We start from the raw sequence: 26,554 nt of genomic DNA on the forward strand, positions 1-26,554 counted from the left end.
GGCTCGCCCCGGAGCGGGTTCAGCCGATCGGCTCCTTGCCGGCCGGATCGGTCGGGTTGGTCGTGCCGGTCGTGCCGGTCGTGGCGGCCGGGTCGAACGCCTCGGCCATGTCGACCGTACGGCGCGGGCCGGTGAACCAGTGCCTGGCCGACAGCGTCCACCACAGGCCCACGGCCAGCACCATCACGCCGACCACGATCGGCGAGTAGTTGACCGCGGTCCAGGTGAACTCGTCGTCGAACGGCACGGCGGCCGGGACCAGCGGCATGATGAAGTAGATCGAGACGATGAAGATCTCGACGATGGCGATCCAGCACATGACCTTGTACTTCGACCCCAGCGTCCAGGGCCCCGGCTGGAACCGGTCGCCCATCCGCAGCCGGAGCCAGATCGGGATCGCGAAGGCGATGTAGAGGCCGATGACCGCCACCGACACGACCGCGTAGAAGGCCAGCGGCAGTCCGCCGGGGGCCTCGTACAACGCGGGCAGGGTGAGGACGAGCGCGGCCGCGCAGCCGAAGACGATCGCGTTGACGGGGGTCCGGTTGCGGTCGACCCTCGACCACAGGCGCGAGCCGGGGATGGCGCCGTCGCGGGAGAAGGCGTAGGTCATCCGGGACATCGAGGTCACGCAGCTCATCCCGCAGAAGAACTGGCCGATGGTGGAGATCGCGAAGATCGCCGTGGCCAGGTTGCCGGGGAGCGCGCTGTCGAAGATGGCGCCGACGAAGCCGCCCGCCTCGTTGACCGCGTCCACGTCGGTGGCCGCGAACAGGAAGGCGAGCAGCAGGATCCAGCCGCCGATCGCCGAGTAGAAGATCGACTGCCACAGTCCCCTGGCGGCGGCGGTGGAGGCGCCCTGGGTCTCCTCCGACACGTGCGCGCACGCGTCGAACCCGGTGATCGTGTACTGGGTCAGCAGGAAGCCGAGCGGCAGCACGTAGAACCAGTACGAGGAGTCGGGGAAGCCTGAGTTGTTGATCGTCTCGGTGAAGACGAACGACATCGACTGGTGCGAGTCGGGGCCGAAGACCAGGATCAGCACGACGACCGCCGCGCCGAACACGTGCCACCACACCGAGACGTTCTGCAGTGTCGAGATCAGCCGGTGGCTGAAGATGTTGATCAGGGCGTGCAGCACGAGGATGACCGCGAACAGGATGAACGCGTTGGTCAGGTTGGGGTCCCAGCCGGAGAAGAACCGGCTGAGGGTGATGTTCAGGAAGGTCGCGCAGCCGTAGTCGACCGAGGCCGTCACGGCGATCAGGCCGATGAGGTTGAACCACCCGGTGAACCAGCCGTGGATCGGCCTGCCCATCTTGGCGGCCCACCAGTAGATGCCGCCCGCGGTCGGATAGGCCGAGACCAGCTCCGACATGCACAGCCCGATGATCAGGATGAAGATCGAGATCAGCGGCCACCCCCACGCGATGGCGACGGGGCCACCGTTGTTCCAGGCCTGGCCGAACGTGGTGAAGCAGCCGGCCAGGATGGAGATGATCGAGAAGGAGATGGCGAAGTTGGAGAAGCCGCTCCAGGTTCTGGAGAGCTCCTGCTTGTAACCGAGTTCGGCGAGGCGTCTCGCGTCCTCGTCGACGGGGTCGGCCGATGTTGGCTTGGTCACTCAAGCCTCCTTGCGTGGTGGTGCGGGGGGTGGGGAGATCCGGCGCTCGCGCCCCGGACGTCGTCGACGAGCCGCCCGAACCCCGGGTCGTCCAGGTCCCGTACGGCTTGCGAGAACTTGTCGGCCGCCTCGGCCTCGTAGTCGAAGTCGGCGTCGGCCGCCCGCTCCTTGAGCAGCCCGTGGTGCACGGCGAACCAGAGCGTCCAGGTCAGGTTGGACATGATCAGGTTGAGCCGGACCCGGGAGGTGAGCCGCCGGTCGCCGGTGCCGAAGTAGGCGCGGGCCAGCCGGGCGGTGAGGTCCGGGTCGTAGTCCGCCTCGGCCGCGATGTCGCCCAGCTCGAAGGCCGGATCGTTGTTCCCGGACAGCTGGTAGTCGACGATCCTGACCTCGTCGCCGCAGCGGATGAAGTTCTCCGGCAGCAGGTCGTTGTGGCACGGCACCGTGGGCGGCGGATCGGCGGCCAGCGCCCGTTCGATCTCCGCCGCCGCGGGAAGACGGTCCTCGTAGCCGTCGGGTGTGCCCAGTTCGTGGGTACGGCACAGGGCGAGGAACTCGTCGAGCTTGCGGAAGATGGAGAAGTCGTTGACGAACCTGGGCCCGGCGTGCAGCCGGCGGCAGGCCGCCGCGACGGGGCCGGGAAGTGCCCGTACGGCGTGGGCGTCGAGGGTGACGCCGTCGAGATACTCCAGGACCAGCGCGCCCGGCAGCCGGTGCAGCACCCTGGGGCCGACCCCCGCGTCCGCCGCGTGGAGCGTGTTGGCGATCTCCTGGTCGAGGGGGATGCCCAGACCGGCCTCCGACACCCGGGGATCCAGCACGCGCAACAGCCATCGCTGCCCGTCGGCCGTGGTGAGCCGGGAGATCCGGTGGCTGAGCCCACCCTTGATCAGGGTCTCGGTCAGGGGCTGGCCGGCCCATTTACGGACGTCCGCTAGAGGATCTGGCATGCCGCCCTCCTTTGGCCTACCTTCATACCATTGATCCAATTCTGTGGACTAGGTGTTACAGAGGGGTTGCGCGCTTTGAAACTTCCCAGCTCCGCACGGGCCGTCGTGATCGGCGGCGGGGTGGCCGGTTGCAGCGTCGCCTACCACCTGGCGAGGCTCGGCTGGACCGAGGTGGTCCTCGTCGAGCGGCACGAACTCACCGAGGGGACCACCTGGCACTCGGCCGGGTTCGTGGGCCAGCTCCGTTCCACGGTCACCCAGACCAAGATGATCATGTATTCCGCCGGTCTCTATCCCGAGCTGGCCGAGCTCACGGGGCTCGACCCAGGGTGGCACGGGGTGGGGGGCCTGCGCCTGGCGACCACGCCCGAGCGGGTGGAGGAGTCGCTGCGGCTGGCCGGGGCCGGGGAGACCTACGGGCTGGGCCTGGAGGTCGTCTCCGGCGCCGAGGCCAAGGAGATGCTCCCGCTGCTGCACGCCGACGACGTGCGCGCCGCACTGTGGCTGCCCGGGGACGGCTGGCTGGACCCGGCGCTGCTGGCCAGGGCGCTGGCGGCCGGGGCGCGCAAGCTGGGGGTGCGGATTTACACCGGGACCCGCGTGACGGGACTCGACGTGGCGAAGGGCGCGATCACCGGGGTACGGCTCGCGTCGGGGACCGAGGGCTCCGAGGACTTCGAGGAGTGGTCGATCCGGGCGGAGACCGTCGTCGTCGCGGCCGGGGCGGCCAGCGGGCGGGTCGGGAGGATGGCCGGAGTCGATATTCCGGTCGTGCCAATCAAGCACCAATATGTCACCACCGAATCGTTCGGGGTCCCGTCGTCCATGCCCACGGTGCGGGATCCGGACAACATTGTCTATTTCCGGGAAGAGAATGGCGGAATTCTGGTGGGCGGATATATCCGTAATCCTGATATATGGGAGACGGCCGCGCCGCTGGAGGAGCCTCGGACCGTATTTCCACCGGATATGCCGAAATTTCAGGAATCGTGGGAATCTGCGGTGCGGCGGGTCCCCGCCCTGACCCGTACCGAGATCACGAAGGTCGTGCACGGCCCCGAGGCGTTCACCCCCGATGGCGAGTTCCTCCTCGGCGAGACCCCGGTCCGCGGGCTGTGGGCGGCGGCCGGATTCTGCGTCCACGGTCTGGCGGCGGCCGGGGGCGTGGGCAAGGTCATGGCCGAATGGATCGTGGATGGCTCGCCCGAATACGACATGTTCGGCATGGATCTGCGGCGTTTCGGGAGCCATGCCCGTTCCTCGTCGTGGACCCGGGCCAAGGCGCTGGACTCGTACTCGAAGTACTACGACATCGTCTACCCCGGCGAGGAGCGCACCGCCGCCCGGCCGCTGCGCCGCTCTCCCGCGTGGGTACGGCACGTGGAGCTGGGGGCGTCGTTCGGCGAGAAGTCCGGCTGGGAACGGGTGAACTGGTACGAACCCGCCCGCGACCTCCCCCTGGACGGTCGGGAAGTCGCCCCGGACGGCCCGAGTTCCCGCCTCGATGACCAGGGCGTCCCCTCGGACGGCCGGAGTCCTCGCCCCGACGGCTGGGCGGGCCGGATCTGGTCGCCCGCCGTGCGCGAGGAGTGCCTGGCCACCCGCGACGCCGCCGGTCTCTTCGACCAGACCTCGTTCTCCAAGCTGGAGGTGTCGGGACCCGGGGCACTGGAGGGGCTGCAGCGGGCGTGCGCCGGGCAGCTCGACAGGCCGGTGGGCTCGATCGTCTACACCCAGCTCCTCAACGAGCGCGGCGGCATCGAGGCCGACCTGACCGTCACCCGCCTGGCGGAGGACCGCTTCCGCCTGGTCACCGGCACCGCCTTCGGCGTCCACGACGCCGCCTGGCTCCGCGGCCAGGGCCTCGACGTCCGCGACGTCACCTCGGCCCACGCCTGCTACTGCCTCTGGGGCCCCCGGGCGCTCGACATCCTCGGCTCCGTCTCCGGCGACGACCTGACCTTCGGCTACATGAGGGCCAGGGAGATCAGCGTCGGGAACGTCCCGGTGCTGGCCCAGCGGGTGACGTTCGTCGGCGAGTTCGGCTGGGAGCTGTACTGCCCGTCGGAGTACGGGCTGACGCTGTGGGACACGCTCATGGAGGCGGGGACGCCGTACGGCATGCGCCCGGCCGGGTACCGCGCGATCGACTCGATGCGCCTGGAGAAGGGCTACCGCGTCTGGGGCGTGGACATCACCCCGGAGACCACCCCCCACGAGGCGGGCCTGGGCTTCGCTGTCGCCCGTGACAAGGACTTCCTCGGCCGCGCGGCCCTGGACGCGAGCGCCGGGGCCGGTACGGGGGCCGACGCCGGTGCGGTTGCGAGGGCCGATGCGAGGGCCGACGCCGGCGCGGGGGCCGGGGTGCCCGCGCGACGCCTGTTCTGCCTGGTCCTGGACGACCCCCGCCAGGTCTGCCTCGGCGGGGAGCCGGTCCGCGCCGGTGGGCTGCCCGCCTCGCGGGTGACCGGCGGCGGGTACGGCCACCGTGTCGACCGTTCGATCGCCTACGCCTACCTGCCCGGGGGCACCGCCCCCGGCGACCGGGTGGAGGTCGGCGTCACCGGCACCTGGGTGGGCGCCGCCGTCACCGCGGAACCCCTCTACGACCCGTCCTCGGAACGCGTCCGGCGCCTGCCCTCCTGACCGTCCCCGGAGGCACTCCGCCGGATCAGAACCAGCGAGGTATCGTGCTCACCCCCACGATGAGCCCGGTGAGCGCGACGGCCGCGACCAGGGAGCGGAGGCGCGCGCCGGGGGCCGGCCGGAGGAGGACGACCAGGGCGACGGACAGGGCGAGCCCGATCCAGTCCTGCCAGGGGTAGCCCCATTCGACCGGGACGCAGCACCCCTCGATCCGGGCCGCCTGCTCCAGGGACACGACGGCGGGAATCGTCTGTCCCTGGACGAGCGCGGCGGCGGCCAGGTCCCCGCGGAGGTCCTCGCGACGGGTGAGGCAGGCCAGCAGCACGCCGGTCAGGGGGAGCGCCACCGTCCACAGCAGGTGCATGACGGCGTCGGGGAGGTCCTGGACGAGCGCGTAGTCCGTGGGCACCCCTCGCAGCAGTTCCACCATCGTCGTGGCGGCGTGGGTGCCGAGTGCCAGCAGGAGCCCGGCCGCCACCGCCTGCCGGACCCCGGAGGCCGCCCGCCCGCAGGCGACCGCCGCCAGGAAGAAGGCGAAGCGGAAGAAGAACGACTCCGCGACGAGGTAGGCCTCCGGGAAGTCGCCTTGCCGGTGGTGAAGCAGCCCGGCGACGACTCCCAGCACGAGGGCGGCCGGCCAGGCCAGGAACGAGGCGGTCCAGCGGGAGTCGTGCGGCGCCGGAGGACCGGTCCGGGTGGTCGGGGGCATCCTGACATCCTGCCCGTCCCGGCCGTGGCCACCAACGTCGGCCGGTCCCGTCTGACGGCGAACCTCCTGCGGCTCCACTTTGGGGCCGACTAAAAACAAGTTATCAGCAAACTTCTCATAAGGGACTTTTCGCCGACAAGGCAAAGATCTTGTGTGCTTTACTCGGGCGTCATCTCCGATCTTGAACCCCTTCGTCCTGGAGATCCCATTGCGCCCAGCGTTCATCAGGCATGCCGCGCTCGCGAGTCCCGTACTCGCGCTGGCATTCGTGACGATCCCCTCTCCCGCCGCCGGTGCCGATCCGGTGACACCCGTAGCGGTGATCACCGATGACCCCTACGCGGACGTGACCCCTCCCGACTACAAGCTGAGTTACGCGCTCAAGGAGGCCGAGCAGCGCGCCCAGGCCGACCCCGCCGCCTACGGCCAGCCGTACGTCAGCTCCGGGGTCGTCGTCATTCCCGTGACCACGGAGGACGTGCGGGCGGAGGCCGAGCGGCCGCTGACCCTGCCGCCCCAGCTCACCCCGCCGGACGACGGCACGGACGACCTCTCCTCGGCCCCTCCGCCGCAGGAGAAGGAGACCGTGCCCGTCGAGGAGGAGCCCCCGGCCACCGCGCGGGCGGCCGACCGGTCCGGCCTGACGGCCGAGCAGAAGGTCGCGGAGGCGGCGGTCTCGCAGCCCGCCGTCGCCAACCCCTGGCTCGTCCACCCGAAGGTGAAGCTCGTCAAGTACGGCCTGGGCCGGCTGGAGGCCGTCAAGGACGAGATCGTCGCGCTCACCCCCGACGTCCTTCCCGGCGTCGAGGCGGTCACCGGCTCGCTCGTCCAGGTCGAGCAGGACCGGGTCATCGTGGAGGCCACCCAGGCGTCCGACGACCTGCGCCTCGCCCTGGCGGCCCGCTACGGCTCCGACGCCGTCGTGGTCCGGGTGGTCACCGACCCGGCTCCCGCGGGGGAGGACGCCCGCTGGAACGACACCAGCGTCGGCGGCTTCTACGGCGGAGCGCGCATCAGCACCAGCGTCGGCGGCTGCACCAACGCCTTCCCCTGGCGCTACAGCGGCTACCACGCCATGATCACCGCCGGGCACTGCACCAGCCTCAACGGTTCCGTCTCCACCCCCTCGGAGTCCATGGGCACGGTGGTCAAGGACACCTGGAACAACAGCAAGGGGACCGTCCTCATCGACGGGCAGTCCACCTACCGCGGGGACCTGTCGCTGATCAGGCTGAGCGGCAGCAAGAAGAGCACCGCCCGCATCTACGTCGGCAACAAGACCTCCGGCTCCAGCCGCGCCGTGGGCGGCATGTGGTCGCGGCGCCCGGCCTACGGCGACCAGTACTGCACGGGCGGCACCTCCACGGGCGAGCTGTGCGGGTGGAAGGTGAACGCCCTGAAGATCAATGTCCGGTACGGCAGCGGCAACTACGCCCGCAACATGACCCGCGGCTACAAGAAGGGGCAGTGCAACCTCGGCGGGGACTCGGGCGGTCCCGTCTACACGGTGAACTCCGCGGGCAAGGTGATCGCCAAGGGCGTCCACAGCGGTTCCGGCGGGGGTGGATCCGACCACTGGGGTGGCGCGCTCGACCCCTGCAGTGAGTACTTCACGGACGTCTACGAGGCCTACTACGGCTTCCCGGGCGTCATCGCGACGAGTTGAGCCACGGCCGGGCGGGGATTCCTCTCCCCGCCCGGCACGGCCGGAGGGCCGTCGAGGAGATCCGGAGACCGCCGGGGACGGCCGGGGATCGGCGGGGGGCGGAGAGCCCGGAAAGCGTCGCGGGGTGCGAAGGCACTGGTCGGCAGGGGTTCACGCCGGGTTCGCGACCTGTCGAGGCCTTTCGCGGATCCGGCGGTGAGAGGCCGGCGCCCGTCCCTGATTTCCCATAGATCCCGTCCTGAACCCGCGTATCGGCCATTCTGTGATCTGGAGACCGGCGTCAGGGATACCCCCCGGGGGTTGCTGAAAGGGTGGTGGTGTGGCACTGTGGTCGAGCGATCTGATACCCCCTACGGGTATTGAGGAGGGATGGTTGGGATGAACGGCGCGATCAAGGTGGGTGCGTACGCGCTGGGGCTGGTCCTGGTGTTCGGCGGCGCCCTGGGGGTGGGCCGGCTGGCCGGTCCGGCGGGGAGCGGGTCGGCGTCGGCCGAGAGCTCTAGCGACGCCGGCACCGGCGGCGGCAGCGGCACCGGTAGCGGCGCCGACGGCGAGCGGGCCGCGGGTCGGGACGCGGCGCCGGGTGGGGACCACGGTGCCGGGCACGGCGGGGGCGACGGCGCCGGGCAAAGCGCCGGGCAGGGCGGGGAGCGGAAGGCGACGGACGCGAGAACGCAACCCCCTCCCGCGGGTCTCCAGGTCGCCCAGGGCGGATACATGCTCATGCCGGAGACCGACGAGGTCAAGGTGGGCAAGCGGACCGACTTCCGCTTCTCGGTGATCGGCCCCGGCGGATCCCCCGTCACCGGGTTCACCACCCAGCACGACAAGAAGATGCACTTCATCGTGGTCCGCCGTGACCTGACGGGCTTCCAGCACCTGCATCCCACCCAGCTGGGAGGCGGGGTCTGGTCGGTCCCGCTCGAACTCCCCGCCGCCGGGGAGTACCGCGCGTTCGCCGATTTCGCCCCCGAGGGGGCGTATCCCCTGACGCTCGGCATGGACCTGTCGGTGCCGGGCGACTACCGGCCCGAGCCGCTCGCCGTCCCGTCCGAGACCGCCAAGGTGGGCGACTACACCGTCACCCTCGCGGGAGACCTCATCCCCGGCCGTACGAGCGTGCTGAAGCTCTCGATCGCCAAGGACGGCAAGCCGGTCACCGACCTGCAGCCCTACCTGGCCGCGTACGGACACCTGGTCGCGCTGCGCGACGGCGACCTGGCCTACCTGCACGTGCACCCCGACGGCACGCCCGGTGACGGGCGCACCGCGCCCGGCCCGGACATCGTCTTCTACGCCGAGGTGCCGAGCGCGGGGACCTACGGGCTCCACCTGGACTTCAAGCACGAGGGGACCGTGCGCACCGCCGTGTTCACCGCCGCCACGAGCCCGGACCCCGAGGGCGGCGGGGCGACGACGTCCGGGGACGGCCACGGGCACAGCCACCAGCCGTGAAATACCCCGTAGGGGTTACGTGTTCTCATAGCGAGGAGAGATACATGCCTGGACACACCCATCGCGGGGGCGGCGACCGGTGCCGGGGCGAGGGACGGGCCCGCTCCCGGGCGGCGACGAGGTCTCCGGCCCCGGACCGCGTACGACGACAGGGAAGGCGGGAGGAGAGGCCGTGACGTCCGTGACCACCGGCGAAGCACCCGCCCGCGACGAGATCGAGCTCGCCATCGGCGGCATGACCTGTGCCTCCTGCGCGGCCCGCGTCGAGCGCAAGCTCAACAAGCTGGACGGCGTGACCGCGACCGTCAACTACGCCACCGAGAAGGCGAAGGTCGCCTACCCCGCCGGCGTCACCCTCGACGACCTGGTCGCGGAGGTGGAGAAGGCCGGATACACCGCCGAACCGCCCGCCCCGCCGGTGTCCGCCGAGTCGTCCACCGATCTGTCCACCGATCTGTCCACCGGGCGGGAGGAGACGGCTGAGGAGGGGAGACTCGCCCCCCTCAGGCAGCGCCTGATCACCTCCGTCGTGCTGTCGGTGCCGGTCGTCGCGATGGCGATGATCCCGGCGCTGCAGTTCGACAACTGGCAGTGGCTCTCCCTCGCCCTGGCCGGTCCCGTCGTGGTCTACGGCGGGTGGCCCTTCCACCGGGCGGCCTGGACCAACCTGCGGCACGGCGCCGCGACCATGGACACGCTGGTCTCGCTGGGGACGATCGCGGCCTTCTCCTGGTCGCTCTGGGCCCTGTTCTTCGGCACGGCGGGCATGCCGGGCATGCGGCACGGCTTCGAGTTCACCCTGTCCAGGGGAGACGGCGCGGGGAACATCTACTTCGAGGCCGCCGCCGGGGTGGTCACCTTCATCCTCGCGGGCCGCTACTTCGAGGCCCGCTCCAAGCGCCGCGCCGGCGCCGCGCTCCGCGCGCTGCTGTCGATGGGCGCCAAGGACGTCACGCTGGCCTCAGGGAAGGTCGTTCCCGTCGGCACGCTCACGGCGGGCGACCTCTTCGTCGTACGGCCGGGGGAGAAGATCGCGACGGACGGCGTGGTGGAGGAGGGCTCCTCGGCCGTGGACACGTCCATGCTGACCGGCGAGTCGGTCCCCGTCGAGGTGCGGCCCGGTGACGCGGTGGTCGGCGCCACCGTGAACGCCGGCGGGCGGCTCGTGGTGAGGGCCACCAGGGTCGGCTCGGACACCCAGCTCGCCCAGATGGCCAGGCTGGTGGAGGACGCGCAGAACGGCAAGGCCGCCGTGCAGCGGCTCGCCGACCGGATCTCCGCGGTGTTCGTGCCGATCGTGATCGCGCTGGCCGTGGCCACCCTCGGCTTCTGGCTCGGTACCGGCTCCGGCGCCGCGGCGGCCTTCACCGCCGCCGTGGCGGTGCTGATCATCGCCTGCCCCTGCGCCCTGGGCCTCGCCACGCCGACCGCGCTGCTGGTCGGCACCGGCCGGGGCGCCCAGCTGGGCATCCTGATCAAGGGCCCGGAGGCGCTGGAGTCGACCCACGGCATCGACACCGTGGTCCTGGACAAGACCGGCACCGTGACGTCGGGCACGATGACCCTCAGGGACGTCTTCCCCGCCGACGGTGAGGAGCGCGAGGAGGTGCTCCGGCTGGCCGGGGCGCTGGAGGCCGCCTCCGAGCACCCCGTGGCCCGCGCCGTCGCCCGCGCGGCGGACTCCACCGCCCGGGTCGAGGACTTCGCGAACGTCGAGGGCCTCGGCGTCCAGGGCGTCGTCGACGGGCACGCCGTGCTCGTCGGGCGGCCTCAGCTGCTCGCCGACTGGTCGCAGCACCTGCCGTCCGAGCTGGAGGAGGAGCTGGAGCGAGCTCAGGCGCGCGGGGAGACGGCCGTCGCGGTCGGCTGGGACGGGAAGGCCCGCGCGGTGATCACCGTCGCCGACGCGATCAAGCCCACCTCCGCCGAGGCGGTCGCCGCGCTGCGCGCGCTCGGCCTGCGCCCGATCCTGCTGACCGGCGACAACGAGACGGTGGCCCGTGCGGTCGCCGAGGCCGTCGGCATCGAGGACGTGATCGCCGGCGTGCTGCCCGCCGACAAGGTGGAGGTCGTCAAGCGGCTCCAGTCCGAGGGGCGCACCGTGGCGATGATCGGTGACGGGGTGAACGACGCCGCCGCCCTCGCCCAGGCCGACCTCGGCATGGCGATGGGCACCGGCACCGACGTCGCGATCGAGGCCTCCGACCTCACCCTGGTCCGGGGCGACCTGCGGGTGGCCGCCGACGCGATCAGGCTGTCCCGGCGCACACTGCGCACCATCAGGGGCAACCTGTTCTGGGCCTTCGCCTACAACGTCGCCGCCATCCCGCTGGCCGCGCTCGGTCTGCTCACCCCGATGATCGCCGGGGGCGCGATGGCGCTCTCCTCGGTGTTCGTGGTCAGCAACAGCCTCCGGCTGCGCCGCTTCAGGTGAGGGGCGCCCTCGCGCGCGTTCGCGCGAGGGCGCCCTGGTGGCGTGTTCAGGTGGAGGGCCGCTCTGACGGCGTGTTCGGGCGAGGGGCGCTCCGGTGGCGTGTTCGGGTGAGAGGCGTCCTGGCGGCGCGGGCGTTATGGTGGAGTCCGCGCGGCAGGGCGCGCCCGGTCCGCGGGAAGGGCGGAGCCCACCTGAGCACCACCCCGATCATCCGGCCCACCTCCTTTTCGGCCCGATCACGCGGACGTCGGGCGTGACGAAAGGGAGGCACCCGTGCCCGTTCGCCGTCTTCCCGACAACCCCAGCCTCGAACACCTGAGGAACCAGGCCAAGCGCCTCAGGAGGGCGGTCCGCGCCGCCGACGCCACCGCGCTGGAGCTGGTCGCGGAGTTCCACCCCCGCCCGCTCCCCGGTCTCGCGGCGCGGCCGGTCGAGGAAGACCCCCGCCCGCTTCCCGGGTTCGGGGCGCGGCCCGCCGGATCGCCGCAGGCCGGGGGGCGTCCGCGCCCGCCGGAGGGGTTCACGCTGGCCGACGCCCAGCTGACGGTCGCGAGGGCGTACGGCTTCGCGAGCTGGCCCCGGCTCCGCGCCCATCTCGACGTCCTCGCGCGCCACTCCCGCTCGCCCCACCTGGTGCCCGAGAGCGCGGACCCGGTCGCGGAGTTCCTCCGGCTGGCCTGCCTGCCGTACGGGAACGACGACCCGTCGCGCCGTCGCGAGGCGGCGCGGGCGCTGGCCCTGGACCCGGGGCTCGCGGTGGCGAGCGTCCACACCATGGCCGCGACCGGTCAGGCGGAGGCGATGGCGGCGGCGCTGGCGGCCGATCCGGCCGGGGCGCGGGCCGAGGGCGGGCCGTACCGGTGGGAGCCGCTGCTCTACCTGGCGTACTCGCGGGTCGAGGGCGGTGACGCGGTGGAGACCGCCCGGCTGCTGCTCGAACACGGCGCCGACCCGGACGCGGGATACCTGTGGGAGGGGCTGCCCTCGCCGTTCACCGCGCTCACCGGGGCCTTCGGCGGCGGCGAGCGCGGCGAGCCGCCGCACCCGCGCTCCACCGAGCTGGCCAGGCTGTTGCTGGAGGCGGGCGCCGACCCCAACGACGGCCAGACCCTCTACAACCGGGGACTCGGCGCGTCCGGCGCCGACGACACCGAGCACCTGGAACTGCTCTTCGAGTACGGTCTCGGCCGGGGGGACGGCGGGCCGTGGCACCGGCGCCTCGGCCCCGCGCACGCGACACCGGAGCGGATGCTCCAGGACGAGGTGCTCGCCGCGACCATGATGCGGCGGCCCCGGCGCCTGCGGCTCCTGATCGAGCACGGCGCGGGCGTCGACGGCCCCGGCGCCGGTCATCCGCTCTTCGAGGGCCGTACGCCCTACGAGCTGGCCGTGCTCGGCGGGAATGTCGAGGCGGCCGCGATGCTCGCGAAGGCCGGGGCGACGGGCTCCCTGGACGAGGTCGACCTGTTCCTGGGCGCCTGCATGCGCGCCGAGCGCCTGGACGTCGCTCCCGGACTGGTGGCCAGGGCCGTCGAGCGCATGCCGCACCTGGTCAACCGGGCGGCGGCGCACGGGAACGCCGAGGCGGTGCGGCTGATGGCCTCCCTCGGATTCGAGGTCGGCCTCGTGCGCCGGGCCTCGCCGCTGCACGAGGCGGCGTGGGCCGGGGACCTGCCCATGGTCAGGACTCTCCTGGAACTCGGCGCGGACCCGTCCGTACGCGACACCGAATTCGGCGCCACGCCCCTGGGGTGGGCCGAGCACGGGGGGCGGCACGAGGTCGCCGCGTACCTCGCCTCCCTGTGACGCGGTGACCTGTCGCGGGCCGCGTTCCGGGACGGCAGGCGCCGGGGGGCGGCCGGTCGTTCCGAAACGCGGCCCGCCGGGTCAGCGAACGGGGCAGATCCGACGATCGGGGCCCGGTGCCGGTGCTCCCTCGCCGAGTCCGTCGCGCTCCGACCGCTGGAGGATCTCCCCGACCGCGGCCTCGTCCGCGGTGTAGATGTGCGGCACGTCGACGAACACCCTCATCGACCCGCAGCCCACCGTGAGGCCGTCCGCGACCTCGCTCTGGATGCCGCGCAGCGGGACGTAGTTCAGATAGGACGTGAACACGTTCTGCGACCGGAAGGCGGCGGTCATGACCAGCCGCCCGGCACGAAGCCTGAAGGCCAGGCTGGTCAGGCAGGGCACCGCGTCGGGAGGCTCGCCGGGCGTGGTCAGCGAGATCCAGCCGCTCTTGGTGTACGGCTTGGCGCGCAGCACGTCGGCGACCCAGCCGAGCTGGTCGACACCGAGGAACTGGCGGAGCCGCCCCCCGTAGCTGTACTTGAACGGCGGGACGATCGACCGCTCGCTGAACTTGCTGGAGTACAGCGGGATCTTCCCGGCGTCGCCGTAGCATTTCAGCACCGGGTCGTCCCAGGCCAGGCCGGTGACCTCGAACAGCACCGACGGAGCCTCGATGATCGGGCCGCGGTCGTCCAGGGCGGGCCCGCCGTTGTGTGTCACGTGTCGCATCAGCCAGATCCACGTCTCCCCACAAGACGCGAATCTGAGGAGGTCGGACATTCAGGTCTCCACGTTGGGGAAATGGAAGGGGTTGTGTGGGAGCCGGCGTTGCCGGGAGACATTCGCGCGAACGTAGTAGACGAAATAGTGGACCAGCGCGAGCAGGCCGATGATCACCAGGAGCAGGGCCGTGGCCGGCGCCGCCCCGACCATCCCGAGCACGCCGACCGCGATGTAGGAGCTGTTGACCAGGGCCAGCATCATCACGTTGATCCCCGGCCAGGCCATCGGCGCGTACGTCTCCGGGTAGCGGGGGTCCACCGGCAGGTTGGGAGTCCAGCCGAGGGCCGAGAACTGGTCCTTGAGATGGACCGTGTAGAGCAGGCGGAAGTTGTTGAGCGCCCGCGCGGTCCTCATGTGCGCGTTGACCGCCTCGATCAGTCGCAGGAAGGGCAGCACGCTGAGCAGCCCGAACGCGGCGACCGTCGCGAACAGGTGCCAGGGGACGCTGTGCCAGGTGGTCAGCATGACCGGGCTGACCACCTTCGCACTGGCCAGCGCGACCGCGGCGGCGAACGGGGCGGCGAGCAGGCTCATGGACAGCCTGGTCATCTTGATGCGCTCGTCCTTGGCCGCGAGGTAGACCTGGTACGTCCCGCTGAAGTCCACGGACACGAGGGCGAGGAACTCCCCGGGTGCCACGGGCAGCCCGTCCAGGGTCTCGGGTAGTGCTTCCGCGGTCACCCGCGGTGACGTCTTCCGCATCGGGACCCCACTTTCGCCGGATAGTGGATTTTCCCGTAAGAAGATATTGACGCATTTGTCAGGCGAATGAGTGCGTTATAACGACATACGTCTCAGGCTTCTACGCGGCGTCCTCCGCACGGGTCTTTTGTACGGAAGACCCGTGCGGGAGTCCTGTGCCGACGGGACGATCTCCCCGTCGGCCGCCGCGGTCCGGAGCCGGCTCACCGGCTCACCGGCTCGGGATCGCGGCGGACCGTCTCACGATCGCGAGATCCGCCTCACGCCGTGGAGAACGGGACCGTCGTCCGCCCGCGCGTCAGTGACCCTCCGCCGCCCCGGGCTCCTCCAGCAGGGCCTCCTCCACGGAGGCGGCCATCGTGAAGTAGGCCAGCAGCCCGGTGGTGGCCATCATGTAGCGCAGCGTCCGGCTCGCCCCGGCCAGCACCAGGCGGGTGCGGGTCTCCTGACTCCTGCGCAGGATCCACAGCAGCTCCGCGAGCCCGGTGGAGTCGCAGAAGGTGAGCCCCTCCAGGTCGAGGATGAGCCAGGGGCTCGCCTGGGCTCGCGTGTCCCGGGACGTCTCGAAGGCGGGGAGGATCTGCGGCGAGGAAGGGAGCGAGGCCGCCGTGAGGAGCGACGGCCGGCCGCCCGACGGCGGCCCGTCCGGGGGCAGGGGAGCGGGACCGTCGGGGAAGAGCGGTGGCGGGCTCCCCGGGGGCGGCGGGCTTTCCGGGGAGGGGGGCGGCGGGCTCCCGGGAAAGAACGGGGAGGGAGGCTCGGGCGACAGCGGCGGCGACGGCTCCGGGGGAAGCGGACCCCCCGAGATCGGTGGGACCTCGGAGACCAGCGGGACCGCAGAGGGGAACGGCGGCTCCGGAAGGGGTGGCGTTCCCGGGAGAAGCGGCGCTTCCGGGAGGAACGACGCCTCCAGGAGAGGCGACGGCGGGCCGGAGAGCGCCACGGGGGGAGCCGGGACCTCGGCCGGCGAGCCGAGCGGCAGGGAAACGGGGGGCCCGGACGAGGGGGCCGGTGACGGAAGGGCCGGGATCCCGGACGGGGGGTCCAGTGACGGAAGGGCCGGGATTCCGGATGGGGGGCCGAGTGACGGAAGGGCCGGGATCTCGGACAGCGAGCCGGGCGGCGGAGGAGACGAAGGCTCGGAGGGCGAGCCGCCGGGGCCCAGGCTCCAGGCTCGGACGATCTCTTTCCGGAAGGTCGGCGCGTAGTTGTAGTCGAGCTCGCCGACCGCTCGGACCACGATGGCGCTTCCGCGCACACCGGCCGATATCGAGAGCGTGTTCACACCTTCGGGTGGCATGGAAAGACTCCTTAGACCCGCAGTTCACAGGGCGGGCGTTCCCTCCGTATTACCAGGTATGCAGTACTGGTTGCCCCGATGGCGGGGAATAACAGTGTACTTGCGTGATTTCGTGCTATCTGGCGGATTGCGAGGGAGAGCCGGCGGCCCGAAGCCCTGGCCGTCGAGCCTCCGCCTCGGACGAGCCGCATCGGCGTGACCGGGCCGGAGCGGGTCGCGGCAGGCCCGCGCGGCCCGGAAAGCCGGAAAGGCCGGCCCCTCGGTGGAGGGCCGGCCTGGGCCCCGGGTGTCACCGGGGCCGGAGCGTGCGACGTACGAACGGATCGGATGGCCAGGTCAGACGTATGACCGGGTCGGGCGTGTCATCGGATCAGAGGCCGGACCGCGTGCTCGAGGCGACCTGGGCCGCCGCCGCCATGGGCTGAGCCGGGTGGGTGGATGCGAGAGGCTCCGTACGGGGTCGTGCCGCTCCCGGTGTTCTCGGGGCCGGGCGCCAGCGCATGCCGCGTTCGGACACCGGCCGTGGTCCGATCTCCTTGCCGAGTCCCATCTGGTGGAGAAGCCACCCCAGGGCGCCTCCCAGGGCCACGACCCCCGCGCCGACCCAGAAGAAGGGGACGCTGGCGGCCACCATCGCCACCCCGGAGATCGCGAAGCCGACGATGCAGACGATCGAGCCGGTCCAGCCCGCCACGGTGTGCCCCATGTCGTGCTCTTCGTGAATCTCCGCCAACTCCGCGAGGTCTTTTCTTATCCCCACGATGTCTCCTCCATCTGGAGCGCCGCCCTCCGGGGGCCTGTGACGGGTCGCCGGGTGGCGGACGCTAGGTTGAATCCGTCCGTATCATTTATCTCACGAGCTAAGCTTCTTAGATGGTAAGGAGACTCTGTGGTGGAACGCAAGTCCGAGGCCGTTGCGTCGCCGCCGGAGGTCCTGGCCCGGATGGACCAGCTGATCGCGTTGAGCCTGGTAGGGCAGCACACGCTCGCCGAGCGCCTCGGCATCAACGTCACGGACCTGACGTGCCTGGGTTTCGTCCTCGGCGCGGGAGAGGAGGCGCTCACCGCGGGGCGCCTCGCCGAGCTGGCGGGTCTCACCACGGGGGCCGTCACGGGCGTGGTCAACCGCCTGGAGAGCGCCGGTTACGCCCGGCGCGTTCCCGACCCCCACGACCGTCGTCGTGTCCGGATCGTCCCGGAGGGGGATACGGCCGCCCGCATCGCGGTGGCGTACGAGCCCACCTACCGGCGGCTCACCGAGCTCTTCGAGAGCTACGGTCCGGACGAGCTGGCCGCCATCTCCGACTGGTTCACGCGCGCCGCCGACGCCATGCGGATCTCCCTGGCCGAGATCCGCGAGTCTCCGGCTCCCTGAAGCCGGGCGCCGCCCCGGTCGCCCCGGAAGGAACGGGAGAAATATCAGGAAAACGCGTTGAAGACGGGAAGCCGAAGGGTTGAGGGCGGCCCGAGTGTGAAGAGGTGGCCGCCCGAAAACGCCGGCAGTGGCACGATGCGGAAAAGGGTGCCGTATTCACCGCTCCCGGCAGCGGTGCCGATGTTCTCACGCGTTTCCGGTGGCCGTGCCGAGGGCCGGGGGTCCGGAGCGTCCGCGGGGCATGCCCCGATCATGGTGACGGCGTGGCCGGCGTGCCGATCACCGGCGCGCGGGCGAGCTCGCGGCCGGTTCCCGCCGGGCGTTCACCCCCCGTCGCGGCGCGCGTTCTGCTTCGCGATCCCCTGGAGGACCTCGGTGACGTGGGGCGCGCAGACCGGGTCGCGGGAGTGCCTGCCGGAGAACCAGCGCGTTTCGATCACGTAATCGGCCGGGTGGCCGCAGAGACACTTGCCAGGATTTCCGGAATCTGCCGGTACGACCGCCGTGCGGTGAGTCACCATGAGTCAACTTTAGACTCATATGACGCTTTTATGATATTTTTCTGCCCTTTTATCAATAATGAATTGAAGCTCGCCGGTGCCGGGCTCATCCGGCCGGTGAGTCGGCCGAGAGGGCCGCCAGCGCGGCGGCCACCGCCGGGGGGCCGAGCGTCGCGGCCGGCACGCCGGCGAACTCCACGGTGCAGTCGGAGAGCCCGCCGATGGCCACGACCGCGCGGGCGCGGGCGGCCAGGTCGGGGTCGGGGCCGAGCAGCAGGGCGATGAGCCGCCGCCGCCAGCTGCCCATGCGGGGCCCCAGGTCGAGGTGGGCGAGGGTGGACAGGTCGCGCACCACCATCACGGTCACCTCCCGGTGCCGGAAGGTGATGTCGAAGTAGCCCTGGAGAAGATCGCGAGGGCTCCGCGGGGCGTTCGCCTCGACGTCGGCCAGGAAGGCGTCGACGTCGTCGATCAGCGGCTGGACGATGCTGCGGAGCAGATCCTCCCGCGAGGTGAAGTGGTAGTAGAGCGCGGGCTTGGTGATCCCGAGGCGGTCGGCGATGTCGCGCAGGCTCGTCTGCTGCACGCCCTTCTCGGCGAACAGCTCCCGTGCCACCGCCTGGATGCGGGCCTTGGTGTCGGACGGCCTGACCACCTGTCGTTCTTCTCCTGTCCTCGCGCCGGACCTCCCGTACGGGCGGGCGTCCTCGTGCGTCGGACCAAGGGTACCGGCACGGTGAAGGCGACTGACTTAACGATAGGTAAGTGCTTGTGCGTGCCCGTGCGGGCGAATTACCTTCCGTCAAGTAAGGCGATGGCCGCCTTCCGGAGCTCATCCTCGTCGCGGGCCCGGACGGCGAGACCCCCGACCATGAGGTCGAGGCTCTCGCCGGCGACGGTGATGACGCGGTGGGGGTGCCGGTGAGGTTCCCGGCCTTGCGGGACGTCGATCGGGTGGTGCTCAGGTCTCGTACTCGTCGTGCAGGCGCCACCACTCGTAGGGCCGGCTCCGCGGCCGGCCCTCGGGGGAGTCCTCCCAGGTCTCCTGCCGGCCGAGCGGCGTGAGGTCGAGGAAGGTCCAGCCGCTGCCGAGCCGCTCGACGCCCCGTCCCGAGGTGAAGTAGGTGCGGTAGACGGCGTCTTCGCCGTCGCCGTCGTCGCGCAGGAAGACGTTCAGCGCGAACCCGTCGCCCGCCCCCATGTCGTCGTTGAAGTCGTTGCCCAGCGAGGAGAACCACGGGATCGTCCAGCCCATGCGCTCCTTGAACGGCGTGATCTCCGCCAGCGGGCCGCGCGACACCAGGGCCAGGGAGGTGTCGCGCGCGTGGAGATGGCTCAGGTGCCCGATGTTGTCGGTGAACATCGAACACCCCGAGCAGAAGGTGTCGGCGCCCAGCCACATGAAGCTGTAGACGATGAGCTGGCGCCGCCCGTCGAACAGGTCGAGCAGGCTCGCCGGCCCGTCCGGGCCCTCGAACACGTACCCCCCGCCGTCCCCCTTCCCGTCGACCCGGACCATCGGCATCCTGCGCCGCTCGGCGGCCAGCGCGTCCAGCGCGCGGGTGTGCTCCTTCTCCTTCACCAGCAGTGCTTCCCGTGCGGCCCGCCAGTCCTGGGCCGAGACGACCTGTGGACGGTTCACGACGATGCTCCCTCCGGTGGGTTCCCTCAAGGAACTAACAGGGAGACGGTAACAGGGGACCGTTCCTTAAGGGAACCCTCTCGCCTAGACTGCCCTCATGCAGCGAACCCGATTCGGTGACATGGCCTGCTCGATCGCCCGCACGCTGGACGTCATCGGTGAACCGTGGTCGCCGCTGATCCTGCGGAACGTCTACGTGGGCATCAACCGCTTCGACCAGATCCAGCAGAGCCTCGACATCTCACGCAAGGTGCTCACCGAGCGGCTCAAGTGGCTGGTCGAGAACGGCGTGCTGGAGCGGCGGGAGTATTCGAGCCGCCCGCCCCGCCACGAGTACGCGCTCACCGCCAAGGGCCTGGAGCTGTGCGACCTGCTCCTGGTGATGGTGCGCTGGGGCGACCGGTGGACGGCGGGCGAGGCCGGTCCGCCGGTGCTCTACCGCCACCACGCCTGCGGCGAGATCGGCCACGTCGAGCTGCGCTGCTCGGTGTGCGACCGGCCGATGGGCGCCGCCGACGTCGACGTGCTGCCCGGCCCCGGGGCCGGGCCCCCGGCCGCGTCACACGATCAAGCCGGTGCGGGCCGGTACGAGCACGCCGGACCCTGAGACGTGCGCCTGTCCACCCGGGGGCGGGCGGCCCGTGCGGGCGTCAGTCGCTCTTGAAGGGGTCGTGCTCGGCCAGCAGCTTGTCCAGCCTGGCCTGGTCGACGCGGCCGACGACGGAGGCCTCCTCGTTCCGGTCCCGGACGCACTTGGCGAGGGTGAACGTCGACGTCACCACGTAGAGCAGCCCGAGCCCCATGAAGGACCGGACCCAGGTGGTCACGGGCAGGTACGCGATACCGATCCCCAGGGCGGCCACCGACAGCCCGAAGGAGAGGACGGCCTGCGCGTAGAAGGCGGTCGTCGTCGAGTTTCTCACCGGTCGTGTCATGCGCACCATCGTCGCGACGATCCGCTCCCGGAGCGTGAGCGCCGCTACTTAGTTACTCGTGAGTACGACGGCCGTGACCTCGCGGGGCCGGTCAACCGCTCGCGGCCGCCGCGCGGGCGAGGAAGAGGGCCCGCTCGCGCTCGTTGCGGGTGAGCCCGGCGGCCCGTTCGAACTCCTCGCGCGCCTCGTCGAGGCGGCCCAGCTTCACCAGCAGGTCACCTCGTACGGCCGCCAGCAGCGGGTAGCCCCTGAGCGCGCGCTCCGTCACCAGCCCGTCCACGATCTCCAGGCCGCGTTCCGGGCCGTACGCCATGCCCACCGCGACCGCGCGGTTCAGCTCCACCACGGGTGAGGGGGCGACGTGGGCGAGCACCCGGTACAGGGCGGCCATCCGCTCCCAGTCCGTGTCGCCGGCGGACGGCGCGCGGGCGTGGCAGGCGGCGATCGCGGCCTGCAGGCCGTAGGGGCCCAGCGTGCCGAGTCCCTCGGCGCGGGCGAGCGAGTCCAGCCCGCGGCGGACGAGCAGCCGGTCCCACAGGCCCCGGTCCTGGTCGAGGAGGAGGACCGGGGCGCCGTCCGGTCCCGTCCTGGCGCGCGTGCGGGACGCCTGGATCTCCATGAGGGCGACGAGGCCGTGCACCTCGGACTCCCCGGGCATGAGACCCGCCAGGATCCGGCCCAGGCGCAGCGCCTCCTCGCAGAGCGAGGGGCGCATCCAGTCGTCCCCGGCGGTCGCCGAGTAGCCCTCGTTGAAGATGAGGTAGACGACCTCCAGGACCGACGAGAGCCGTTCGGCCAGCTCGGCCGGGGTGGGCATCTCGATCCGCACCCGCCTGTCGGTGAGGGTGCGCTTGGCCCGGAAGATCCTCTGCCCGACGGTCGGCTCGGGCACCAGGAAGGCGCGGGCGATCTCCTCCGTCGTCAGGCCGCCGAGCAGGCGGAGGGTGAGCGCCAGACGCCCCTCCGTGGACAGCACGGGGTGGCAGGCCGTGAAGAGGAGGCGCAGCACGTCGTCGCCGATGTGGTCGTCGAGGGAGTCGTCCAGCTCGGCCTCGGCCGCCTCCCGGCGGATCTCCATGTCCCGGCCGACCTCTTCGAGCTTCCGCTCGTACCGGTTCCTGCGGCGCAGCAGGTCGATCGCCCGGTGCTTGGCGGTGAGCATGAGCCAGGCGCCGGGGTTATCCGGTATGCCGGCCTCGGGCCACTGCTCCAGGGCGATGACCAGGGCGTCCTGTGCCAGTTCCTCGGCCAGTCCGACGTCGTGCACCATCCGGGCGAGCCCCGCGATCACCCTCGCGGACTCGATCCGCCAGACCGCCTCGACCGCCCGGTGAGGGTCCCCAACCGTCATGCTCCCCGATCCAAGCACCTCGCCGCCGCCGCCCGCGACACCGCCCTTTCCCGGGCGGGCGCGGTGACGGTCTCACGCGGCGACGGCGACGATGGCGACAGGGGCGGTTTCAGGCCGGGGCGGCGAAGTCCTCGGGGCCGAAGACGCGGTGGAGGTCGCTCTCGCCCTCCCAGCCCTCCCAGTGGTCGCGGTGGAGCCTCATGAAGCGGGAGGCCCACTCCACGGCCTCCTCCTTCGACCGGACCTGGTAGACGGCGTAGCTGATCAGCTCCTTGGCCTCGGCGAACGGGCCGTCCGTGACACTCAGCCTGCCCCCGGTGAGCTCGATCCGCGCGCCTTGCGTGCTCGGCGCCAGCCCGGCGGTGTCGAGCAGCACACCCGCCCTGGTGGCCTCCTCGCCCAGCTTGGCGATGGCCTCCATCAGCTCGGCGGGCGGCGGGGTGTCGGGCCGGTGGGTGACCTTGAGGGTGGCCATGTATCGCATCGAATCTCTCCTTGTCCTTGTTGCTTGAACGGTGGTGGGCAGGGTCAGGCGCGCCGGTAGAGGTGGAGCGAGAGAGCCGAGAGCCAGCCCCAGATGACCACGATCCCGGTGACGAAGGCCAGGTTGGCCCAGACGGCGCCCCCGCTGCTCGCCATGGCGGCGAAGGTCACGAGGAACAGCGCACCGGCGAGTCCCGAGTGGACGGCCCATCCCGTACGGCCCTCCGCGGCGAACCGGCGGCCGACGACGAAGCAGGCGACGATCACGCACAGGAAGCCCACGGCGCCGCAGGCGAAGTGGAGCATCCCGTGCCAGCTGACCGCTCCCGGGCCCTCGGGCGTCCCGGCGGGGAAGCCCATCCCCGGGTCCGCCCGGAAGATCCCCGCGCCGACCAGGCTCACCCCGTACGCGCCGACGAGCCGGGGAGCCCAGGTCGCGCCGCGTCCCGGGGCCAGGGCCCGGCGCAGGCCGGCCGCGCACGCGACGCTCGCCAGTCCGGCGACGACGAGGTTGGCGACCTGGATCCAGCCGGGGCCGCCGTTGGCGAGCATGCTCCACGCGTGGCGGGTGAGGTCGAAGCCCTCGCGAGTCAGTGCCTGGGCGAGGGACACCGCGATGTACACCGGCCCGGCGATGACGCCGTAGCCCAGGAGCGACCTGGTGACGCTCGTCCGCGGGTCGCAGGTCACCGTGTTCGCGGCGCTCGTCGTCTGCTGGGCCATGGCTCTCTCCTCACGTGTCCCGGGCCGGTTCCCGTGTTCCTCCCGGCCCTCTGAACCACGCTTCGAACGGGCCCGGCCCGATTCGACACGGCGGCCGGATTTCTTTCGAGATTTTTTGGAGCCGATGTCTTCCGAGTGACCTTGGCCGCTCTGAGCTGCCAGAACAGTGGTTCGGGCGGGTGCGGGCGGAGCGATCGCGATCCGCGGCGGGAAAGGCGCCCCGAGGCTCCGGAGGCACGCGGCGGTGGCGCGGGCGCGAACCGCCGTGGGCGCCGGACTTCGTACCGCCGGGGTGGCGTGGGATGATTTCCTCATCATGCCCGCGACGCTGCCCTTCCGCCTCGCCCGCGCGGCCGCCTTCGCCGCGGTCTGCCTGGGGCTGAGCGTGATGGCGCACGTCCTCGCGGGAGGTTCGGTCTCCGTGCCGACCGCGACCGTGGCCCTGGTGCTCGCCTTCGTCGCGGCCCTCGCGGTCTCGGGGCGCGAACGGACGCTGGCGGTGATCCTGCCGCTGCTCGCGGGCGTGCAGGCCGGGGTGCACGTGCTGTTCTCCCTCGCGCACGCCGCGTCCCCCGCCGAGATGGCCGAGATGATCGGCCACGTCCACTCGGGATTGCTGCCCGGCCTGGGCATGCTGGTGGCGCACGGCTGGGCCGTCGGGCTGACCGCGCTGTGGCTGGCGCGCGGCGAGGCGGTGCTGTGGGCACTGCTCCGGCGGCTCGGTGCCCGGTTGCGCCGCGTGCTCGTCGTGGTCGTGACCCCGGCGTACGCGCCCTTCCTCACCGCGGACGCGATCGAGCCGGGCGTCCTGCGCTCGGCCGCGTTGCGCTACGTCGTCAGCCGGCGCGGCCCTCCCCGGATCGTCACCGTCACCTCCGGCTGACCGCCAGGTCACCCGGGGGCGTGACTCGTTCCCGAACCCGCGCGCACGCACGCGCGGGCCCGCGCCGACGCGGCCTTCCGGCCGCCCGGCGGACCGAATCAGTGTGACAATCCCGGCCGCGTGTCCGGCATGGCCCTGTCGAGGCGGCGTTCCGCCGCGGCCTGCCGGTCCGGCCAGAAGAAAGGCCTCAACGTGTCTGCTCGTCGTGTCAACCATGCCGGAACCGACCTCGCCGTGATCAGCCGTCACGGGGTCGACCGCGCGGTGATCCGCCGTACCGCCCCCGCGGGCGTCCTGATCGCGGCCGTGATGGTCCTGGGCGCGTGTGGCTCCCAGGGTGGTACGGCACCGGCCACCGCCCCGAGTGCCGCCGCGCCCGCCTCCTCCGCCGCCACCCCCTCCACGGCCGCCGTCGCCGCCGCCGGGTTGACGATCACCGATCCGTGGGTGAAGACCGCGAAGAAGGGGATGAGCGCCGCCTTCGGCACCCTGGTCAACAACACCGACGCCGAGGTGACGGTCGTCTCCGGTGTCTCACCGCTGTCCCCGAAGATCGAGTTGCACGAGGTCGTCGACTCCAAGGGAAAGATGATCATGCGGCCCAAGGAGGGTGGGATCGTGATTCCCGCGAGGGGCACCCACCATCTCCAGCCCGGCGGCGACCACATCATGCTGATGGGCCTCACCGAACCGGTGAAGCCCGGCGCGCAGATTCCCTTCACCCTCACCCTCAAGGACGGCAAGACCATGGAGTTCACCGCGGTCGGCAAGGACTTCGCCGGGGGCAAGGAGGACTACCAGCCAGGCATGGACATGAGTGACGACAAGGGCATGGACATGGGCGAGGGCAACGGCTGAGCGGGAAGCGGGAAACGGAGGAGAACTCATGCGGGAACCCCGACTCAGCCGCAGGGGACTGCTCGCGGGAGGCGCCGCCACCGCGGTCGGCGCCCTCGCCGGGTGCGCCCCCGGCCAGGCTGTCCCCCCAGTCGCCCCCCAAGCCGATCCCCAGGCCGTCTCGGCGGTGTCTGCCGTCTCCGGCGGTTCCGCGACGGAACCCTTCGACGGGGTCCACCAGGCCGGGATCGCGACGGCGCCCCAGACGTACGGGGTGTTCGTCGGCCTGGACCTGCTGCCGGACACCGATCGCGAGGCGCTGGTCAGGATGATGCGGCTGCTCACCGACGACGCCCGGCGGCTGACCCAGGGCAGGCCGGCCCTCGCCGACACCGAGCCGGAGCTGGCCGTCCTGCCCGCCCGGCTCACCGTGACCTTCGGGTTCGGCCCCGGCCTGTTCACGGCGGCCGGACTCGCCGACCGCCGTCCGGAGGCGGCGGCGCCGCTGCCCGCCTTCGCGGTCGACAGGCTCAGGAAGGAGTGGAGCGGCGGGGACCTGCTGCTGCAGATCTGCGCCGACGACGCCCTCACCCTGACCCACGCCCTGCGCATGATCGTCAAGGACGCCCGCTCCTTCGCGAAGGTCCGCTGGACCCAGCGGGGCTTCCGGCGCGGCGCGGGCACCCATCCCGCCGGGCTGACCCAGCGCAACGTGATGGGCCAGCTCGACGGGACCGTCAACCCGGCACCGGGCGCTCCCGGGTTCGACCGGGCCGTGTGGGTGAGCGACGGCCCGGAGTGGCTGCGCGGCGGCACCACACTGGTGCTGCGGCGCATCCGGGCCGAGATGGAGACCTGGGACGCCGTGGATCGGGTCGCCAAGGAGTTCACCGTGGGCCGGCGCCTGGACAACGGCGCCCCGCTCACCGGCCGCGACGAGCACGACCCGGCCGACTTCGAGAAGCTCAACGCGATCGGCTTCCCCGTCATCTCCGAGCAGGCCCACATCCGCCGGGCCCATGTCACCGACCCGAACCTGCGGATCCTGCGCAGGGTCTACAACTACGACGAGGGGATCACCCCGGACGGGCACGCCGACTCCGGGCTGCTGTTCGCCTCCTACCAGGCCGACGTCTCCCGGCAGTTCGTCCCGATCCAGCGCAGGCTGGCCGAGGCCGACCTGCTCAACGAGTGGACGACCCCGATCGGCTCGGCCGTCTTCGCCATCCCGCCGGGATGCTCGCCCAACGGCTGGATCGGGGACAGCCTCCTCGCCTGACAGGGCCGCCGCGCACCCGTGACGCCCACGCCCGTCACGGGTGCGCGGCGGTGGTCCCGCGCGTGCCGGCCGGCCAGGCCGGTGAGGGTGACCAGGCAGGCCATGACGGTGCCGGTCCTGCTGCCCCCGCCGCCGCAGGCGACCTCGACGCCGAGCCCCGATCGCGCCTGGTCGTGCAGGTGGACGATGGAACGGCGGCCGCGTGCCGGTCCGAGGGCAGCAGGAAGTCCGGCCGGCGGACCCGTTCGTGCGGCCAGGACAGGGCGCTCTGGTGGCGTCGCCGGAGACGTGCCGAACCGAGATGGAGCGCGAAGTCGGGGACCGGGCCGGTGGGAGCGGCGTCGCGCAGTCCCCGGCCGCGAACCCGGGCACCGTCGGGGAGCTGGATCGCGCCGGTCAATATGCCGTCATGAGGTGATTGTCCCCATCGTCGCCGCCGTCACATGCTCGCTCACACATCGGTGCCGAACGGTCCGAATCAGCGGT

Annotated in this window: 24 protein-coding genes; 10 read left to right on the top strand and 14 right to left on the bottom strand. The window is 71.6% G+C overall.

From position 1 onward, the window contains the following. Positions 1–19: 19 nt before the first annotated feature. Entirely contained in the window at positions 20–1,624 is a 1,605-nt protein-coding gene (locus ACFYWM_RS33515; protein WP_389922095.1) for an amino acid permease, read from the bottom strand. Then, entirely contained in the window at positions 1,621–2,574 is a 954-nt protein-coding gene (locus ACFYWM_RS33520; RefSeq protein WP_389922098.1) for a phosphotransferase, read from the bottom strand. Before ACFYWM_RS33520 ends, ACFYWM_RS33515 begins: the two co-directional genes overlap by 4 nt. Positions 2,575–2,649: 75 nt before the next feature. Here ACFYWM_RS33520 and ACFYWM_RS33525 point away from each other — a divergent pair, with 75 nt between their 5' ends. Further along, a complete protein-coding gene (locus ACFYWM_RS33525) occupies positions 2,650–5,220 on the top strand; it encodes an FAD-dependent oxidoreductase (RefSeq protein ID WP_389922100.1) in 2,571 nt (856 codons plus the stop codon). Positions 5,221–5,245: 25 nt separating this feature from the next. Here the strand turns inward: ACFYWM_RS33525 and ACFYWM_RS33530 are convergent, their stop codons facing one another. Next, positions 5,246–5,929, bottom strand: a complete 684-nt coding sequence (locus tag ACFYWM_RS33530; RefSeq protein ID WP_389922103.1) for a hypothetical protein — start codon at positions 5,927–5,929, stop codon at positions 5,246–5,248. A gap of 208 nt (positions 5,930–6,137) precedes the next feature. Between ACFYWM_RS33530 and ACFYWM_RS33535 the strand changes: the two genes are divergently transcribed. The 4 genes from ACFYWM_RS33535 (at position 6,138) to ACFYWM_RS33550 (ending at position 13,290) form a co-directional block, all read left to right on the top strand. Next, positions 6,138–7,595: a hypothetical protein gene (locus ACFYWM_RS33535; protein WP_389922106.1), complete on the top strand. Its 1,458-nt coding sequence runs from the start codon at positions 6,138–6,140 to the stop codon at positions 7,593–7,595. A 378-nt stretch (positions 7,596–7,973) separates the two neighbouring features. Next, positions 7,974–9,050, top strand: a complete 1,077-nt coding sequence (locus tag ACFYWM_RS33540) for a hypothetical protein (protein WP_389922109.1) — start codon at positions 7,974–7,976, stop codon at positions 9,048–9,050. Between the two features lie 235 nt (positions 9,051–9,285). Next, on the top strand, positions 9,286–11,484 hold the full coding sequence (locus ACFYWM_RS33545; RefSeq protein ID WP_389922322.1) for a heavy metal translocating P-type ATPase: 2,199 nt from the start codon (positions 9,286–9,288) through the stop codon (positions 11,482–11,484). 273 nt (positions 11,485–11,757) lie between these two features. Next, on the top strand, positions 11,758–13,290 hold the full coding sequence (locus ACFYWM_RS33550; protein ID WP_389922111.1) for an ankyrin repeat domain-containing protein: 1,533 nt from the start codon (positions 11,758–11,760) through the stop codon (positions 13,288–13,290). Positions 13,291–13,371: 81 nt separating this feature from the next. On the opposite strand, the gene ACFYWM_RS33555 is transcribed toward ACFYWM_RS33550, so the two are convergent. From ACFYWM_RS33555 to ACFYWM_RS33570, 4 genes are all read right to left on the bottom strand, one after another. Further along, complete coding sequence (locus tag ACFYWM_RS33555) at positions 13,372–14,004, bottom strand: hypothetical protein (protein WP_389922114.1); 633 nt, start codon at positions 14,002–14,004, stop codon at positions 13,372–13,374. A gap of 51 nt (positions 14,005–14,055) precedes the next feature. Beyond that, positions 14,056–14,760 carry a hypothetical protein gene (locus ACFYWM_RS33560; protein ID WP_389922117.1) on the bottom strand — a complete coding sequence of 235 codons (705 nt, stop codon included), beginning with the start codon at positions 14,758–14,760 and terminating at the stop codon, positions 14,056–14,058. Positions 14,761–15,058: 298 nt separating this feature from the next. After that, positions 15,059–16,060 carry an STAS domain-containing protein gene (locus ACFYWM_RS33565; protein ID WP_389922119.1) on the bottom strand — a complete coding sequence of 334 codons (1,002 nt, stop codon included), beginning with the start codon at positions 16,058–16,060 and terminating at the stop codon, positions 15,059–15,061. A 370-nt stretch (positions 16,061–16,430) separates the two neighbouring features. Beyond that, the gene (locus ACFYWM_RS33570) at positions 16,431–16,820 is read right to left on the bottom strand and encodes an HGxxPAAW family protein (protein WP_389922122.1); all 390 of its coding nucleotides are present in this window, start codon (positions 16,818–16,820) and stop codon (positions 16,431–16,433) included. A 132-nt stretch (positions 16,821–16,952) separates the two neighbouring features. On the opposite strand from ACFYWM_RS33570, the gene ACFYWM_RS33575 reads away from it, so the two are divergent. Next, positions 16,953–17,435: a MarR family winged helix-turn-helix transcriptional regulator gene (locus tag ACFYWM_RS33575; protein WP_389922125.1), complete on the top strand. Its 483-nt coding sequence runs from the start codon at positions 16,953–16,955 to the stop codon at positions 17,433–17,435. Between the two features lie 323 nt (positions 17,436–17,758). On the opposite strand, the gene ACFYWM_RS33580 is transcribed toward ACFYWM_RS33575, so the two are convergent. The 3 genes from ACFYWM_RS33580 to ACFYWM_RS33590 all read right to left on the bottom strand — a co-directional run bounded on the left by ACFYWM_RS33580 (position 17,759) and on the right by ACFYWM_RS33590 (position 19,577). Beyond that, positions 17,759–17,956: a hypothetical protein gene (locus ACFYWM_RS33580; RefSeq protein ID WP_389922128.1), complete on the bottom strand. Its 198-nt coding sequence runs from the start codon at positions 17,954–17,956 to the stop codon at positions 17,759–17,761. An 85-nt stretch (positions 17,957–18,041) separates the two neighbouring features. Beyond that, positions 18,042–18,590 (bottom strand): TetR/AcrR family transcriptional regulator, encoded by a 549-nt coding sequence (locus ACFYWM_RS33585; RefSeq protein WP_389922131.1) that lies wholly within the window; start codon positions 18,588–18,590, stop codon positions 18,042–18,044. A 306-nt stretch (positions 18,591–18,896) separates the two neighbouring features. Continuing rightward, positions 18,897–19,577 carry a DUF899 domain-containing protein gene (locus ACFYWM_RS33590; RefSeq protein WP_389922133.1) on the bottom strand — a complete coding sequence of 227 codons (681 nt, stop codon included), beginning with the start codon at positions 19,575–19,577 and terminating at the stop codon, positions 18,897–18,899. A 97-nt stretch (positions 19,578–19,674) separates the two neighbouring features. Between ACFYWM_RS33590 and ACFYWM_RS33595 the strand changes: the two genes are divergently transcribed. Next, complete coding sequence (locus ACFYWM_RS33595; protein ID WP_389922136.1) at positions 19,675–20,184, top strand: winged helix-turn-helix transcriptional regulator; 510 nt, start codon at positions 19,675–19,677, stop codon at positions 20,182–20,184. Positions 20,185–20,227: 43 nt separating this feature from the next. Here the strand turns inward: ACFYWM_RS33595 and ACFYWM_RS33600 are convergent, their stop codons facing one another. The 4 genes from ACFYWM_RS33600 to ACFYWM_RS33615 form a co-directional block, all read right to left on the bottom strand. Next, positions 20,228–20,512, bottom strand: coding sequence for a YiaA/YiaB family inner membrane protein (locus ACFYWM_RS33600; protein ID WP_389922139.1), 285 nt, complete (start codon positions 20,510–20,512; stop codon positions 20,228–20,230). Positions 20,513–20,603: 91 nt separating this feature from the next. Next, positions 20,604–21,863, bottom strand: a complete 1,260-nt coding sequence (locus tag ACFYWM_RS33605; RefSeq protein WP_389922142.1) for an RNA polymerase sigma factor — start codon at positions 21,861–21,863, stop codon at positions 20,604–20,606. Between the two features lie 109 nt (positions 21,864–21,972). Further along, positions 21,973–22,347, bottom strand: coding sequence for a YciI family protein (locus tag ACFYWM_RS33610; protein ID WP_389922145.1), 375 nt, complete (start codon positions 22,345–22,347; stop codon positions 21,973–21,975). A gap of 44 nt (positions 22,348–22,391) precedes the next feature. Then, positions 22,392–23,069, bottom strand: coding sequence for a DUF998 domain-containing protein (locus tag ACFYWM_RS33615; RefSeq protein WP_389922147.1), 678 nt, complete (start codon positions 23,067–23,069; stop codon positions 22,392–22,394). A 244-nt stretch (positions 23,070–23,313) separates the two neighbouring features. Here ACFYWM_RS33615 and ACFYWM_RS33620 point away from each other — a divergent pair, with 244 nt between their 5' ends. From ACFYWM_RS33620 to ACFYWM_RS33630, 3 genes are all read left to right on the top strand, one after another. Continuing rightward, positions 23,314–23,952, top strand: a complete 639-nt coding sequence (locus ACFYWM_RS33620; protein WP_389922149.1) for an MFS transporter — start codon at positions 23,314–23,316, stop codon at positions 23,950–23,952. Between the two features lie 192 nt (positions 23,953–24,144). Next, positions 24,145–24,810 carry a copper chaperone PCu(A)C gene (locus ACFYWM_RS33625; protein WP_389922151.1) on the top strand — a complete coding sequence of 222 codons (666 nt, stop codon included), beginning with the start codon at positions 24,145–24,147 and terminating at the stop codon, positions 24,808–24,810. Positions 24,811–24,838: 28 nt separating this feature from the next. Continuing rightward, on the top strand, positions 24,839–26,068 hold the full coding sequence (locus ACFYWM_RS33630) for a Dyp-type peroxidase (RefSeq protein WP_389922154.1): 1,230 nt from the start codon (positions 24,839–24,841) through the stop codon (positions 26,066–26,068). The last annotated feature ends 486 nt before the right edge of the window (positions 26,069–26,554 follow it).

This window comes from Streptosporangium sp. NPDC002721 (assembly GCF_042888905.1).
Taxonomy (GTDB): domain Bacteria; phylum Actinomycetota; class Actinomycetes; order Streptosporangiales; family Streptosporangiaceae; genus Streptosporangium.

Excerpts from the sequence above, each read along its gene's own strand:
- ACFYWM_RS33520 (WP_389922098.1), bottom strand. The coding sequence starts at position 2,574 with ATGCCAGATCCTCTAGCGGACGTCCGTAAATGGGCCGGCCAGCCCCTG.
- ACFYWM_RS33530 (WP_389922103.1), bottom strand. The coding sequence starts at position 5,929 with ATGCCCCCGACCACCCGGACCGGTCCTCCGGCGCCGCACGACTCCCGC.
- ACFYWM_RS33540 (WP_389922109.1), top strand. The coding sequence starts at position 7,974 with ATGAACGGCGCGATCAAGGTGGGTGCGTACGCGCTGGGGCTGGTCCTG.
- ACFYWM_RS33545 (WP_389922322.1), top strand. The coding sequence starts at position 9,286 with ATGACCTGTGCCTCCTGCGCGGCCCGCGTCGAGCGCAAGCTCAACAAG.
- ACFYWM_RS33555 (WP_389922114.1), bottom strand. The coding sequence starts at position 14,004 with ATGCGACACGTGACACACAACGGCGGGCCCGCCCTGGACGACCGCGGC.
- ACFYWM_RS33560 (WP_389922117.1), bottom strand. The coding sequence starts at position 14,760 with ATGCGGAAGACGTCACCGCGGGTGACCGCGGAAGCACTACCCGAGACC.
- ACFYWM_RS33565 (WP_389922119.1), bottom strand. The coding sequence starts at position 16,060 with ATGCCACCCGAAGGTGTGAACACGCTCTCGATATCGGCCGGTGTGCGC.
- ACFYWM_RS33580 (WP_389922128.1), bottom strand. The coding sequence starts at position 17,956 with ATGGTGACTCACCGCACGGCGGTCGTACCGGCAGATTCCGGAAATCCT.
- ACFYWM_RS33595 (WP_389922136.1), top strand. The coding sequence starts at position 19,675 with ATGCAGCGAACCCGATTCGGTGACATGGCCTGCTCGATCGCCCGCACG.
- ACFYWM_RS33600 (WP_389922139.1), bottom strand. The coding sequence starts at position 20,512 with ATGACACGACCGGTGAGAAACTCGACGACGACCGCCTTCTACGCGCAG.
- ACFYWM_RS33605 (WP_389922142.1), bottom strand. The coding sequence starts at position 21,863 with ATGACGGTTGGGGACCCTCACCGGGCGGTCGAGGCGGTCTGGCGGATC.
- ACFYWM_RS33610 (WP_389922145.1), bottom strand. The coding sequence starts at position 22,347 with ATGCGATACATGGCCACCCTCAAGGTCACCCACCGGCCCGACACCCCG.
- ACFYWM_RS33615 (WP_389922147.1), bottom strand. The coding sequence starts at position 23,069 with ATGGCCCAGCAGACGACGAGCGCCGCGAACACGGTGACCTGCGACCCG.
- ACFYWM_RS33630 (WP_389922154.1), top strand. The coding sequence starts at position 24,839 with ATGCGGGAACCCCGACTCAGCCGCAGGGGACTGCTCGCGGGAGGCGCC.